The organism is Enterobacter sp. KBR-315C3_2022, from assembly GCF_041399425.1.
In the GTDB taxonomy this organism is placed as follows: domain Bacteria; phylum Pseudomonadota; class Gammaproteobacteria; order Enterobacterales; family Enterobacteriaceae; genus Enterobacter.
Window position 1 is genome coordinate 24551 of sequence record NZ_JBGKEB010000031.1, and the last position, 13644, is coordinate 38194.

17 protein-coding genes are annotated in these 13644 nt (G+C 52.6%); 12 read left to right on the forward strand and 5 right to left on the reverse strand.

The annotated features are described in order from the left end of the window. Window positions 1-75 precede the first annotated feature (75 nt). Both AB8804_RS21355 and AB8804_RS21360 read right to left on the reverse strand, forming a co-directional pair. The gene (locus AB8804_RS21355) at window positions 76-447 is read right to left on the reverse strand and encodes a hypothetical protein (protein ID WP_371189941.1); all 372 of its coding nucleotides are present in this window, start codon (window positions 445-447) and stop codon (window positions 76-78) included. Further along, a complete protein-coding gene (locus AB8804_RS21360; protein ID WP_371189942.1) occupies window positions 444-1916 on the reverse strand; it encodes a peptidoglycan-binding domain-containing protein in 1473 nt (490 codons plus the stop codon). The genes AB8804_RS21355 and AB8804_RS21360 overlap by 4 nt, the downstream gene beginning before the upstream one ends. Before the next feature lie 148 nt (window positions 1917-2064). Here AB8804_RS21360 and AB8804_RS21365 point away from each other — a divergent pair, with 148 nt between their 5' ends. The 12 genes from AB8804_RS21365 to AB8804_RS21420 all read left to right on the forward strand — a co-directional run bounded on the left by AB8804_RS21365 (window position 2065) and on the right by AB8804_RS21420 (window position 12566). After that, on the forward strand, window positions 2065-2586 hold the full coding sequence (locus tag AB8804_RS21365; RefSeq protein ID WP_371189943.1) for a type II secretion system protein N: 522 nt from the start codon (window positions 2065-2067) through the stop codon (window positions 2584-2586). A 95-nt stretch (window positions 2587-2681) separates the two neighbouring features. After that, window positions 2682-4667 carry a type II secretion system secretin GspD gene (gspD, locus tag AB8804_RS21370; RefSeq protein WP_371189944.1) on the forward strand — a complete coding sequence of 662 codons (1986 nt, stop codon included), beginning with the start codon at window positions 2682-2684 and terminating at the stop codon, window positions 4665-4667. After that, a complete protein-coding gene (gene gspE / locus AB8804_RS21375; RefSeq protein WP_371189945.1) occupies window positions 4664-6139 on the forward strand; it encodes a type II secretion system ATPase GspE in 1476 nt (491 codons plus the stop codon). The genes gspD and gspE overlap by 4 nt, the downstream gene beginning before the upstream one ends. Then, a complete protein-coding gene (gene gspF / locus AB8804_RS21380; RefSeq protein WP_371189946.1) occupies window positions 6136-7335 on the forward strand; it encodes a type II secretion system inner membrane protein GspF in 1200 nt (399 codons plus the stop codon). The genes gspE and gspF overlap by 4 nt, the downstream gene beginning before the upstream one ends. 9 nt (window positions 7336-7344) lie before the next feature. Beyond that, window positions 7345-7788 (forward strand): type II secretion system major pseudopilin GspG, encoded by a 444-nt coding sequence (gene gspG / locus AB8804_RS21385; RefSeq protein ID WP_371189948.1) that lies wholly within the window; start codon window positions 7345-7347, stop codon window positions 7786-7788. After that, the gene (gene gspH, locus AB8804_RS21390; protein WP_371189949.1) at window positions 7789-8289 is read left to right on the forward strand and encodes a type II secretion system minor pseudopilin GspH; all 501 of its coding nucleotides are present in this window, start codon (window positions 7789-7791) and stop codon (window positions 8287-8289) included. Continuing rightward, on the forward strand, window positions 8286-8654 hold the full coding sequence (gspI, locus tag AB8804_RS21395; protein ID WP_371189950.1) for a type II secretion system minor pseudopilin GspI: 369 nt from the start codon (window positions 8286-8288) through the stop codon (window positions 8652-8654). The genes gspH and gspI overlap by 4 nt, the downstream gene beginning before the upstream one ends. Next, window positions 8647-9228, forward strand: a complete 582-nt coding sequence (locus tag AB8804_RS21400; RefSeq protein ID WP_371189951.1) for a type II secretion system protein J — start codon at window positions 8647-8649, stop codon at window positions 9226-9228. The genes gspI and AB8804_RS21400 overlap by 8 nt, the downstream gene beginning before the upstream one ends. Then, on the forward strand, window positions 9225-10178 hold the full coding sequence (gene gspK / locus AB8804_RS21405; protein WP_371189952.1) for a type II secretion system minor pseudopilin GspK: 954 nt from the start codon (window positions 9225-9227) through the stop codon (window positions 10176-10178). The genes AB8804_RS21400 and gspK overlap by 4 nt, the downstream gene beginning before the upstream one ends. Next, the gene (gene gspL, locus AB8804_RS21410; protein WP_371189953.1) at window positions 10111-11319 is read left to right on the forward strand and encodes a type II secretion system protein GspL; all 1209 of its coding nucleotides are present in this window, start codon (window positions 10111-10113) and stop codon (window positions 11317-11319) included. Before gspK ends, gspL begins: the two co-directional genes overlap by 68 nt. Continuing rightward, complete coding sequence (gspM, locus tag AB8804_RS21415; RefSeq protein WP_371189954.1) at window positions 11312-11794, forward strand: type II secretion system protein GspM; 483 nt, start codon at window positions 11312-11314, stop codon at window positions 11792-11794. Before gspL ends, gspM begins: the two co-directional genes overlap by 8 nt. Continuing rightward, window positions 11787-12566 carry an A24 family peptidase gene (locus tag AB8804_RS21420; protein WP_371189955.1) on the forward strand — a complete coding sequence of 260 codons (780 nt, stop codon included), beginning with the start codon at window positions 11787-11789 and terminating at the stop codon, window positions 12564-12566. The genes gspM and AB8804_RS21420 overlap by 8 nt, the downstream gene beginning before the upstream one ends. 34 nt (window positions 12567-12600) lie before the next feature. Here the strand turns inward: AB8804_RS21420 and bfr are convergent, their stop codons facing one another. The 3 genes from bfr to AB8804_RS21435 form a co-directional block, all read right to left on the reverse strand. Next, on the reverse strand, window positions 12601-13080 hold the full coding sequence (gene bfr, locus AB8804_RS21425) for a bacterioferritin (protein WP_371189956.1): 480 nt from the start codon (window positions 13078-13080) through the stop codon (window positions 12601-12603). Between the two features lie 73 nt (window positions 13081-13153). Next, window positions 13154-13348 carry a bacterioferritin-associated ferredoxin gene (bfd, locus tag AB8804_RS21430; protein WP_003863268.1) on the reverse strand — a complete coding sequence of 65 codons (195 nt, stop codon included), beginning with the start codon at window positions 13346-13348 and terminating at the stop codon, window positions 13154-13156. Between the two features lie 178 nt (window positions 13349-13526). Next, window positions 13527-13644, reverse strand: a 118-nt coding sequence (locus AB8804_RS21435) for an elongation factor Tu (RefSeq protein ID WP_000531011.1), incomplete at its 5' end; no start/stop codon positions are given.

Consider the following 13644-nt stretch of genomic DNA (forward strand, 5'->3'; position numbering starts at 1 on the left):
CCGCGCATTATACGTATTTACAGGCTTAATGCAAGTCGACTGTGTCGATAATAACCAACCTTTTGTCAGGCACACTCAGTGCTGGTCAATATCCGCTATCGCCTGCTTTACGCGCGCTTTGAGATCGGCGTTTGCCTCAGGAGCAGACGGATGCTCGCCGCCGCTCTCTTCCGGCACGCTAACCTCCGTCTCTTCCTCCTCCGGCACCGGCAAGGGGCGCTTCTTATAGATATAGTGCGCCTCAGAAAGACGATAGCGCTGAGGCTCTGGCGATGAAGACGCGTGTAGCTCAATTGCGCAGTGCAGGTAATACCCTCCGATCGCGCAGCCAGCACTGTATAAAAGCCAGAACAACGCGATGCATATCCCCGTCCATAGCGTGAGCGGCATATCTGGCCGGACAAACCGTTCTTTACGCTGCATAGTGGTGACCGTTTGCCCGTTCATATCGCTCCCCTTTCCTGAACCAGCTTTGGACTTTCGCCCAAGGCTTGCCATAGCCTGATAAGCGTCCTCTGTCCCATTACGCCATCCACTTTCATTTTATGTTGAGCCTGGAACTGGCGGATTTTCTCGGTTAACAGCGGGCTCCACTCTTCCGTCCCTTCTGCTTCAACATTCAACACGCGGCTAAGCATCGTATCAAGCCAGGCAATGTCATCGGCACTACTCTTCTTTGTTATGTTTGAGTTGCCGTCTGGCGAGGGTTTCCACATTCGCGTTGCGGACCCTGTCCAGACCTGGTTGAACCATGTTTGATCAATGATCCACGTTTTACTTCCTGACAACACGGTAAGCGTGTCCTCCCCTCCCCCGATCGCCACGACGGGTACGCTGGCGCTATCGACCTTCAGGGTCGCAATCCAGGGAAGCCCGTCAGACAACAGCGTTTCAAGCGTTTCTTTGCCAGAAAGGCAGGCCATCCCAGCCCGGTATGCCTGATCGCACCAGGCTTCCCCTTTATCTACCTCATATCCCCATACGCTATACAGCAAACTGAGCGACTCATTGGTAGACATTCTCTCTGACGAGAGTCGGGCGGGAGTCGTTACAGACGTAGAGAATTTGGCAGGTAGCCAAGCTGTGAGCGGTGGCAGCCATTGAGATAGAGGATTGACAAAGTATGCCCCTCCCCCACCGCACAACCCAGCCAATACAATGAGCAACAGGCATGTGGCTCCCTGACGGTCTGGTGCAGGCAGGTAGCGCAGCGCCTCGCGATGAAGAGCCGGGTCAATCGTGTCTGCATGCTCATCGCCCTCCGTTTTATTGCGACGAATAAACGCTCCCAGCCGGGCGGCAAGATGAAGATTGCCGCCGCAACGTTTCATGCATCGTCTGATAAATTGTTCCGAAAAGGAGTTTGCTGTCTCAGGGCCGACGCCTGCGTGAGAGGAGATCACCTCGCGGTAATCTTTACTGTTCGGCGCAGGTATCTCAAACCATACCGGCTGCAGCTCTCGCAGGCGGCGCTGCTGCCGACGTTTGAACGATCCTGTAAGTAACAGCCGTGCTTGTGGCATCAGGGTAATAAATGCCTGAATCGTTGAGACAAGCCCCTTCGAGATTCGGTGTCCATCTTCCAGGACAAACAGCGGCATGCTGCCCTGCGTAACGGCACCCGCGCAGTGCAATTCCACCCAGAGCTTCTCTAAAGAGATTGTTTTACCGGCCAGACCGTTATCCGTCTGTGTATCCGCAACGACCGCCCACTCCCACAGATAGCCCGTTCTGTTCAACGGACTAATGGTAAGCGTGCGGCAGGGCCACGCGTTAATAACGCCTTGCGCAAGCACACTTTTTCCTGACCCTTTACCTCCGTGTAATATTAGCCATTGCTCCTGTATTAACGTAGAAAGCAGGCTGTCCCGGATCAGACAATGCCGCGGAGTATAAAAAGTATTTAGCTCATCCATGAATAGCTGCATTACCTCAAAAGTTATTCTATTCCTAAAAAAGATCGTCCCTCAGCAAATGACTTGCTGCTTGTCGATGACTGATTATATTATGACGAAATTACACAAAAAATACGCTCACTCTTAGGCATACTAAAAAACTAATTTTATGGCAACCTTCTCTCTTCTGGCAAAAAATGCGCTATCGTATCGCCCCCTGCACGTCATGGTCATATTGATTAGTGCTATGGGTGTCTTTATTTTTATTCACTCGGCATATATTCAGTGGAGGAATAATAGAGCATCGCTGGTTAGCCAGGATATCCCTTCTCCATTGAATAACATTAATGATAAATATAGATGGAACTTATCAACGCCGGTCCATAATCGCATGGATAAAATCGCAACACCGAGTGAAAGCCTGAATATACTGTCCCGTATCCATTTAAGCGGCATTATTCATAGTTCGGATAAATTATCGTCCCGCGCAATTCTGCAGGAAGATGGGGAACAAAACATCTATTCTATTGATGATGTGCTTAAATCATCCCCCGGCACGCGCATCACTGATATCACCCAGAACCAGGTGTTTTTCTCCGCTGACGGCCAAACCGGACAGCTTACACTGCTCGCCGAACTGACTCCGAATTCAGCGTCCGACAGTAATGTATTACGGGGTTCAGGCCTCTAATCTCGTTATAAAAAGGAATTAGTTTCACGGGCAGTTATTCAACCCGATGATATTGCCATTCAGCTCAACAATCCCAGAAAGGACAGTATAAATAAATGGATGTAACTTCCACAGGCCAGCGACTGAAAGCGCTCTCGCTGCTGTTTTTTCTCATCGCTACTGCGAAACCCGGATATTCGGCTGACTACACAGCGAATTTTAACGGTGCGGACATTAAAACGTTCGTCAACATCGTGGGACAAAACATGGGGAAAACAATTCTGATCGATCCCGATGTTCAAGCATCCATTTCCGTCAGGAGCGCTGATACCTTCAATAAAGAAGAATACTATCAATTTTTCCTGAGCGTACTCGACCTTTATGGTTTTTCCCTTATCACTCTTGATAATGGCCTGCTGAAAGTCGTGCATTCAGAAACCGTAAAAAATCTTCCAGGAAAGCTCACCAGTGCGGCTCAGCCCGGTAAAGGTGATGAGCTCGTGACCCATATTGTTGCTCTGGAAAATGTTCCCGCACGCTCGCTTTCCCCCCTGCTGCGCCAAATGCTTGATGGCGCAAACGTGGGTAACGTCTCGCATTACGAGCCCTCAAATGCGCTGATCGTGACAGGCAAAGCATCAACCGTTAATCGCCTGCTGGAAGTCATCAAACGCGTCGATGTACTGGGTGACGAAAAAGAGCACATTATCCCGCTCAAATATGCCTCTGCTGTCGATCTGGCCGACGTACTCAATACCCTGTCACGAGAGAACGGAAAAGAGACACAGCCTGCGACGCTCCTGACGCATATCGTCGCCGACAAACGAAGCAATGCTCTGATTATCAGAGGGTCGGAACGCGCTCGCACACGCATTATTGCGTTGGTTAAACGTCTTGATACCCAGGAACAGGGGCAAGGTAACACGCGGGTGTGGTACCTGAAATATGCCAAAGCCGAAAAACTCGTCGAGGTGTTAACCAGCGTCACGCAAAAAATAAAAGACGGCAAAAGCAGCAGGTCCAATACGGCAACCAGCAGCAGTCGCGATATCTCCATTGCTGCTGATGAACAAACCAACTCGCTAGTGATAACCGCCGACCAGGGAATTCTCCAGCAGCTCAATGAGGTTATCGCTAAGCTGGATATTCGCCGTGCACAGGTTCTGGTGGAAGCGATTATTGTTGAAGTTCAGGACGGTAAGGGCCTGAACCTGGGCGTACAATGGGCTGAGAAAAACGTGGGTGGACAGCAGTTTACCAAAACCGGCCTGCCTATCTTTAACGCCGCGCAGGGCGTCGGTGAATTCAAAGCCAAAGGAGGGATCACCAGCGATAATCCTGCTTACGATCTCTTCAGTAAGTATAACGGCCTTGCGGCAGGTTTTTTCAACGGTGACTGGGGTGTACTCCTCACTGCACTTAATACCGACAACAAAAACGACATCCTGTCCACGCCCAGCATTGTCACGCTTGATAATAAAGAAGCGGCCTTCAACGTAGGTCAGGATGTGCCCGTGCTTTCCGGCTCCCAGACGACCTCCGGCGATAATATTTACAATACCGTCGAGCGTAAGACGGTGGGAACCAAGTTAAAAGTCACCCCGCAAATTAATGAGGGTGATTCTGTGCTGATGGAAATCGAGCAAGAGGTTTCCAGCGTTGATACGTCGACAAACTCTTCCTCGCTCGGCCCGACCTTTAACACCCGCACCATACAGAATGCCGTTCTGGTGAAAAGTGGCGAAACCGTTGTGCTGGGCGGTTTGATGGATGACGCCAGTAAGCAAGAGGTTTCAAAAGTACCCCTGCTGGGGGATATCCCCCTGGTAGGACAGCTTTTCCGCTACACGTCTAATGAAAAAAGCAAACGCAACCTGATGGTTTTTATCCGCCCGACAATCATCAGGGACGATGAGGTCTACCGTTCACTCTCTCGGGAAAAATACACCAACTTCAAAGAGCTGCAAAAAGAGAGACGTGAAAAGCAAAGTGGAACGCTGATTAACGTCGATGGCATCACTGAGCTTGAAGATCGGGCTTTTAATAATGCGCCAGCAACACCAGAGGCCAAAAATCCGTTCAGGGAAGGTCGAACGGAATGAGTCAGCACGCATGGAAAAAAGCGCAGCGCTATGGCATTGCCATGCAAGGGGAGGCGCTATTCTACTCGGCAGATGCCAAACTTGAGCATCTGCTCGAGTTCGCTTCTGCTGTTCCAGATTGCACCCGCTTTACCCGGCTCCCCCCGCAGCAGTTTGCCGAAAAGCTGGAGCTTATTTACCAACAAAACAGCGGGTCAGCACAGTTAATTGCCGAAGATATTAATAATTCAGACGATCTCAGTACCCTCAGTGAAGAGATCCCAACGAATGAAGATCTGCTGAACGAGCAGTCGGACGCGCCGGTAATCAGGCTCATTAACGCCGTGCTCAGCGAAGCCATTAAAGAACACGCCTCGGATATCCATATCGAAGTGTTTGAAAAAGCGATGAGCATCCGCTTCCGGGTTGATGGCATCTTACGTCCCGTGGTTCAGCCGAATAAAAAACTGGCGGCCTTACTCATCTCACGTATCAAAATAATGGCCAAACTGGATATTGCCGAAAAAAGGCTCCCGCAGGATGGACGCATTACGTTAAAAATGGGTCAGCGGAATGTGGATGTCCGCGTGTCTACGCTACCCTCGCAGCATGGCGAGCGGGTTGTTCTGCGCCTGCTGGACAAAAGTAGCCTGCGCTTATCCATCGACAAGCTGGATATGTCAGCGGCGGACACCCACAGCCTGAAAAATCTGCTTGCCCTTCCCCACGGCATTATTTTGGTCACCGGGCCAACGGGCTCCGGGAAAAGTACCACGCTCTACGCCATTCTCTCCGCGCTAAATAGCCCGGAACGCAACGTTCTTACGGTAGAAGACCCCATTGAATACGAGCTGGAGGGTATCGGACAAACGCAGGTTAATAGTCGCGTAGATATGTCCTTCTCACGCGGGCTGCGCGCTATTTTACGTCAGGATCCTGATGTCGTTATGGTGGGAGAAATTCGCGATAGCGAAACCGCTCAAATTGCCGTGCAAGCTTCCTTGACCGGGCACCTGGTGCTTTCCACTCTCCATACCAACAGCGCGTGCGGCGCCGTAACGCGATTACGGGATATGGGCGTTGAGCCGTTCCTTCTCTCTTCCTCGCTCGTTGGGGTCATTGCCCAACGCCTGGTCAGACGGCTATGCCCCCACTGCAAAACGGCGTACGCCGTGCGGCCTCAGGAACTACAGCTCCTGCAAGCCCATGGAGTAAATGTATCCCAGCTCTGGCAAGCAAAGGGGTGCACCTCATGCAGACAAAGCGGCTATCAGGGGCGCATGGCTATCCATGAACTGCTGCTCGCCACACCCGAACTGCGTGAAACCATTCACACCGAGCGCCATGAACGGCAGCTGGAACAGATCCAACGCCGTCATCACCTCAGCCTGCTGGCAAACGGTCTACGCGTTGCGGCAGAAGGGATGACCTCACTTGAAGAAATTCTGCGGGTGACGTCAGAAGGGCAAACGCCGACGGATGGGCACGAATGAAATTTCACTGGACGGCGACAGACGCGCGAGGAAACCGCCATACGGGCGTGAGTGAAGCGGCGAGCGAGAGAGAGATGGTGGCGCAGCTGCGTAGCCGGGCATTATTACCGCAGACGATAAAACAGCAGCGGCCCAGGACCACCCTCAGGGCTTTTTCTGCACGCATCAGCCACGGTGAATTAACGCTTTTTACCCGTCAGCTGGCGACGCTCATTGCCGCAGCGCTGCCGCTGGATGAAGCGCTCGCCGTTGTCCAACAGCAAAAAGAAAATAAAAAACTGGCCGACGTCATTAGCTCTCTACATCTCGCCGTTCTGGAGGGGCAGCCACTCTCCGTGGCGATGCAAGCCCATCCTCGTCTGTTTGATACGGTCTTTTGCACCCTGGTGAAAGCGGGAGAAACGGTCGGCCAGCTGGGCGCCGTTCTTGAAAGGCTGGCCGACTATAACGAAGCACGGCAGCAAATGCGCAGCAAGCTTACACAGGCATTAATTTATCCTGCCCTGCTCACCACGGTCGCTATTCTGGTCGTGATCGTTTTGCTTACCACGGTGGTTCCGAAGGTCGCCGCGCAGTTCACCCATCTTAAGCACGAGCTACCGCTTTCCACCCGTACGCTGCTGGCCATAAGCGACTTCTTCTCGACATATGGCCCCTGGATCGCCCTGACGCTGATCTGCGCAGGCGTGCTGTTCTCTTTCTGGCTGAAGCGCGGAGAAAATCGGCATCGCTTTCATCGGTTGCTGATTGCGTCTCGCCTTACCTCCCCGCTGGTCTGCGCAGTCAATAGCGCTCGTTATCTGCGCGCCCTGAGCATTCTCAATCGCAGCGGTATTCCACTTCTGGAGGGCATGTCGCTCTCGGCGGAAGGCGTGGGAAATCGGGAGATAGGCCAGCGGCTCAGCAACGCGGCTGAAAGCGTACGTCAGGGAAATAGCATCAGCCAGTCGCTGAAGCAGACGCAGATATTCCCTCCCATGATGATTTACATGATTGCCTCTGGGGAAAAAAGCGGTCAGCTCGGTGAGCTGATGCAGCGTGCGACCGATAGCCAGGAGGTTCAGCTGCAAAACCGCATTTCGCTAACGCTCGCGATTTTTGAACCGGCTCTGATTGTTGTCATGGCAGCGATCGTTTTGTTTATCGTGGTCTCGATCATGCAACCCATCTTACAACTCAACTCGTTAATGAATTAAGGAAAGGTCATGGAAGCGCATAAAAAGGAAAGGCAGCGTGGCTTCACGCTAATGGAACTGATGGTGGTGATTGTGATCCTGGGGGTTCTGGCCAGCCTGGTAGTGCCTAATTTAATGGGGAACAAGGATCGGGCAGACAGACAAAAAGCCGTCAGCGATATCATTGCGCTCGAAAATGCGCTGGATATGTACAAGCTGGATAATCACCGCTATCCCACCACAGAACAGGGCCTCGAGGCGCTTATTACCGCCCCGACACGAGCCCCTCGAGCGGATAACTATAACCCGGACGGCTATATCCGCCGTCTGCCCGCCGATCCGTGGGGGAACGACTACATCCTGATTAGCCCTGGCGAGCACGGTGCGATCGATATCATGTCCACAGGTCCCGACGGTGAAAACGGCACCGCGGATGATATCGCCAGCTGGGACAGCGGTAAAAAGTCACGCTAAATGGCCCATCAGAAAGGATTCACGCTGCTGGAGGTGATGCTGGTGATGGTCATCATCGCCCTGGCTGCGGCCGGCGTTGTCGCGATGCAAAGTGACAGACTGAGCGCTACCGGAAAGCTGCTTAGGCAGATCGAGGTCCTCAGGCAGACGGCAAACTATATGTCAGACGTGGCGCTGCTGGAAAAACATACCGTCGGCCTTCAGCTGACGGATGACGGCTGGCTGTTCTATGCACCGGAAAAGGATCGTACCGGCGTATGGCGATGGCAGGAAATCGATAACAACGGCAATTTGCCGTTACGCGGCGACTGGGATACACCGACAAAGCCTCACGTGTTCCCGTCGTCGGAGGAGGCAAAACCGCAAATCATCATCCTGCCCGATGGACAAATCACTCCTTTTTCCGTGATTTTCAACGCTGAAGATGGCGAAAAGATCGCCATCCTGCAATCAAACGGCACGCTGCCTCTTGAGGTCATTCGCTTTAAGGAACCGCGATGAAACAGCAAAGCGGAATGCTGCTGCTTGAGGTCCTGCTGGCAATGGCCATTTTTTCGACCGCCATTATTGCCCTGCTCACAAGTATGCAATGGCAGCTTTCAGCGCTGGAAACGTTAAAGCAGGAGACCCTCGCGATTTGGGTTGCAGACAACGTGCTCGTGACCGCAACTTACGGCCAGCTCGCCGCCAAAGCGGGGGAATCTTCACAATTAGATAAAACCTTCTCCTGGCAATTGGCGGAAGAAAAACAGGGTTCGTCTCCTTTGCAGCAGAAAGAGGCCAGGGTGATAACGTCTGATGGCCGAACTCTAAGCCTGTATGCCTGGTTTCCAGAAAGCAAGAAAGCGGAGGCAAAGCATGAGTAAGATCCCCTACGGCTTTACGCTTCTGGAAGTGATGCTGGCGATCGCCATTTTCTCGACGCTCAGCTTTCTGGCAAATGAGGTGTTCTCACAGGCTACCGAACAGCACCAGCGCGCCCGGAAAATTGGCGATGATTTTCAGGCCATCCAGCACGCCGTGCTCATGCTTGATAATGATTTAATGCAGTATGTCCCGCGGAAAAACCGGCAAACACAGCTCTCCTTCTCACGTGAAAATGCGGGCGTGATTTTCACCACCCAAACCCGGGATCCCGCAATGCCGTTCGGGGCGACTTTCGTTCTGACCACCGTCCACTGGTATGTTGAAAACGGCACATTATTCCGTGCGGTACGCTACTCGCCCGACAGCGAAAAGGATCGGGCGCCACAGCCCTTGCTGGATCGTGTCTCCCATTTCTCTGCAGAAATGGCGCCGGCGGATGACACGCGCTTGTCCACCACGGCCACGATAATTGTTGAGCGTGAAAATAAAGAGGTCATCACCCGACGCGTTGTCCTGCCCGGCTGGCTCCCGGAAAAGAAAGCGCCCAGCCAGCCAGAGGGGGCGACGCAATGACCGATCAAAAAGGTTCTGCACTGCTGATCGTTTTGATGATTCTGGCGCTGATCGCTGCGCTGGCCGCTGAGATGACAATAAGTTTTCAGGTTCAGCTCCAGCGTAGCCGGCGCATCAATGATAGCCTGCAGGCCAAATACGCGCTGCTCTATGCCGAAGCAGAATCAATGGCAGGCTTTCAGGATACGCCAGGACTCACCCACTCGATGAGCCCTGCCGACGGCACCGAAGTCAGCTGGCAAATCAACGATCTGCACCATTGCTACAACTTGAACGCACTCAAGAATATGCCGGAAGAACCGTTGGCGACACCGCCGTATGAGGTCAGCATTTTTTACGCTCTGCTGGAGAGGCTCGCCGTTGAAAAATATCAGGCGGAAGAGATCGCGCAATCCGTTGCAGACTATATCGATGAAGACGATTCAGCGCGCGTTAAAGGGGCGGAAGACGAATACTACCAGCATAGCCAGCCGGGATATCTTACTGCAGGCCAGGCGCTCTTTTTACCCACTGAAGCGCGCAATGTTAAAGGCATGACTGACGCGCTCTATCAAAAACTCGCCCCGTTTATCTGCACCCGATTCGACAGCGAACTTGCCATTAACATCAATACCCTTACGGAGCAGCAAGCGCCGCTTCTGGCTGCACTTTTTCTCAATAACATTAGCGTGTCAGATGCAAAGACGCTGCTGAAAAAACGGCCCGAAAACGGCTGGAAAACGGTAGAGGACTTTCTTTACCTGGCTCAACAGGATTTCAGTGCAGCAAAACCGCTGGTGGATTCGCTTAAAAAACATATTACAACCAGCAGCAGCTATTTTTTGACCACATCCACGGTTCATGAGGGTGACCTTACCTTTGGTATGCGCACATTTTTCTTTTATGACGAAAAAAGTAAAAAGCTTAAGCTCTATCTTCGCCAGCTTACGGACGGCAGCAGCGAAGAGTAAAACAGTTAACGTCCCTTCGACGAAGCTGCTTATCCGTCTTCCTGAATCAGCGCCGAACGTCCTTGAATGGGTGGAGCATGACGAAGGTGGCTTCGGCCCAGTCCAGAATCTGACAACGGAACAGCTGTCGGAGCTTGCCGTACGTCCGGCGGCGAGATGCACGCATCTTCTTATCCCGGCCCAAAAGGCAGTCTGCAGAATAATTGACATCCCCGACGAACATTACGCACTGACCGAACAAAAGCTTCAGTGGCTTGCGGATGAAACGCTGGACGACAGCATGCCCCCGCAGCACTGGACGCTACTCTCTCGGGAGGGAACGCGCATTTCCGTCATTGGCGTCGACGCCGGCTGGCTTACCGCCCAGATTCGGCTCTTTGCCGCGAGCGGTTTTAACGTCATGCATGCGACGATTGACGCCCTTTGCCTGCCTTACTGTGAAAAGGGCTGGACGGTATTCTCAGACAGCAATGGATGGCTGCTCAGAACGCATGAGAACAGCGTGGCCCATCTGACGGAGCCATGGCTGGCTCAGGTGTTAGCACACTGTCCTCCGCAAGAGGCGATCGGCTACGGGCCCCTGCCAGCTGGCTTTTCCGCGAAGAAGACGGAGCCCGCTTGTCATATTTTGACGCTCTACCCGCAGGTTCCACCCGCTACTCTTTTGCACGGAAAGATGCGCCCGCCTGCCCCGCGCGCTTTCCGTGGCACCAGTGTTAAGCGCGCGGCGCTTTGCAGTCTTCTGCTGTTAGCAACGAGCGCGTGTCTCTCTCAGGCTGTCGTTTACCTACAGCTTCGGGAGTATGAAAAACAGCTGAACCACACTCTGGCGCAGCAATGGAAACGTTACATTCCAGAAAACAGGCACACCCGTAATCTGCGTACCTATCTGCCCAGACAGCTGCAGCAGCGTTCACCGGCTCCCTATTTGCTCTTGCTACAGCTTCAGTCCCGGCTCTCTGCTTTCCCGGAGCTGGCGCTGGAAGGGTTGAGTTATAACGCGGCACGTAATGAGCTACGGCTTTTTATCTCCGCTCGTAATGAGCAGCAGATCCAGGCGTTCTTGAATCAACAGCTGGCGGGCTACTCGCTTAACGTCGAAAAATATGAACAGGGGTTATGGACGATTCGAAATGATTAAACGCGCCCAGGAATGGTTCCTCCAAAAAGATCCGCGTGAACAGCGGCTTTTACTGGCACTGCTGGTCTGCAGCGTCATCATTCTTTTCTGGTTTGGGCTCTTCCAGCCTCTGAAGCAGGCCACGGAGACAATGCAGACCCGCTTTGACAAGGCGCAGCGCGATCTGCTGTGGCTGCAGAAACAGGTTTCGGCAGCCGCGCTTCTTCCGGAGAAAACACCCTCTGGCTCCCTGGAAAATCAGGTTAAAAGCAGTTTGCACCTGCTGGACAGTGCGGTAAAAATCCAGCGCGCCGATAGCGGAGAGCTGACGATATCGGCCGACGCAATCAGGATGGAAGCCTTTATGAACTGGCTGGCGGTGGTACAGGGAGACTACGGCCTGCGGATTGTGGAACTTGAGTTCCACGCCAGCAAGCGGGATGCGGACAGCATCACCCTGACGCGTTTGACTCTCGGAGCGAAAAACAATGGATAGCTCACTGGTTATTCTGTTCCTCGTCATTGGCCTGCTGTCAGGCACCGCGATGGGGATCCTCACCTGGCGATTACCCGCTCAGATTTTACGACAGCCTCCGGCATGCGAAGCGGGTCCAATTTTCGACTTTTGGCTCTCAGGTTCACGGTGCTGCCAGTGTCAAACCTCGCTGGCATGGTACGACACGCTCCCTCTTATCGGCTGGATACTTCTCAAAGGGAAATGTCGCCACTGCGGTCAGCCGGTCTCAAAACGCTATCCCCTGCTGGAGGGGGCTTGTGGGCTGATGGCCGTCATCTGCTACGCCCTTCATCCCTCATCAATAATAATGGCGGGAGCGCTGTATGTGTTCTTTTGGTTTGTGCTCGCGCTCAGCGCGATCGATCTGCAGCATTACCTTTTACCCGACAGGCTCACGCTGTCGTTACTGTGGCTCGGACTGTTATTTAATGCTTTTTTTGGCGTCGTATCCGGTCAAGACGCGATACTGGGCGCCGCTGCTGGCTATCTAATCCTCTGGCTGTTCTACTGGCTGGTCAAATTAATCTGGCATAAAGAAGGGATGGGCTATGGGGATTTCAAAATGCTTGCGGCAGTGGGTGCCTGGTGCGGCTGGCAGGACATGCCCACGATCCTTTACATGGCGTCAATGACGGGGCTTCTCTATGGGCTACTGCTGTGGGTAAAAAAGAGGCATTTCGGAGACCCGATACCTTTCGGTCCGGCACTGGCGCTGAGCGGCTGGGGTTATTTCTGCTGGGCAACGCTGTGATGAAGCAGGAAGGAGAATATCCTTCCTGTATCAACTACTCTTTTTCTTCCCGGATTTGCGCCTGCAGGTAGTTCTGAATACCAAGCTTGCCGATCAAATCCAGCTCTGTCTCCAGCCAGTCGATATGGCCTTCTTCATCTGCCAGAATTTGAATCATCATATCGCGGCTGACGTAGTCATGAACGCTATCCGCATAGGCAATCGCTTCGCGAAGATCTTTCGCACCTTCAAGCTCGAGCCTTAAATCGGAACGCAGCATCTCTTCTACGTCCTCGCCGATACCCAGCTTGCCAAGATCCTGCAGGTTGGGAATGCCTTCGAGAAATAAAATACGCTCAATGTATTTATCAGCGTGTTTCATCTCATCAATAGACTCATGGTATTCCACGTCGTTAAGGCGAGTCAGGCCCCAGTTTTTGAACATTCTTGCATGAAGAAAATACTGATTGATCGCGACAAGCTCATTTCCCAATAATTTATTGAGATAACTTATGATTTTCACATCACCTTTCATTATATAGTCCCTCCGCTTCCACTCATTGAAGCGTAGAACGGGCTACAGGGATGTCAAAAAAAAAGAGGGGGGCTTAGGCGATCTCTTTGAACTCCGGGATCTGCATCAATTCGTCCTGCATGATTTCTCGCGCCGCGCGCACGCACTTACCGCATTGATTTCCCACCGGAACAAACTTGCGAAGCTGTTGGAACGACTGAGGCTGAAACTGGCGAACGGCCTGGCGGATTTTTTTATCACTCACACCATTACATAAACAAACGTACATAGAGACTCCCGTTCAAAATATGCGCAAAGTGTAAGTGAGAATGGTTATGATTACAATAGCACAAACGTCAGTATACGGGGCGGCACCAGGCAATAAATGCGAAAATTTGTGACAGTGGAAAACAGTAGAAAACAAAAAAGGACGCCGAAGCGTCCTTTTTTTATTCAGGGATAATTACTTAGCCCAGAACTTTAGCAACAACGCCCGCGCCAACGGTACGGCCGCCTTCACGGATTGCGAAACGCAGACCGTCGTCCATCGCGATTGGGTGGATCAGCGTCACAACCATCTTGATG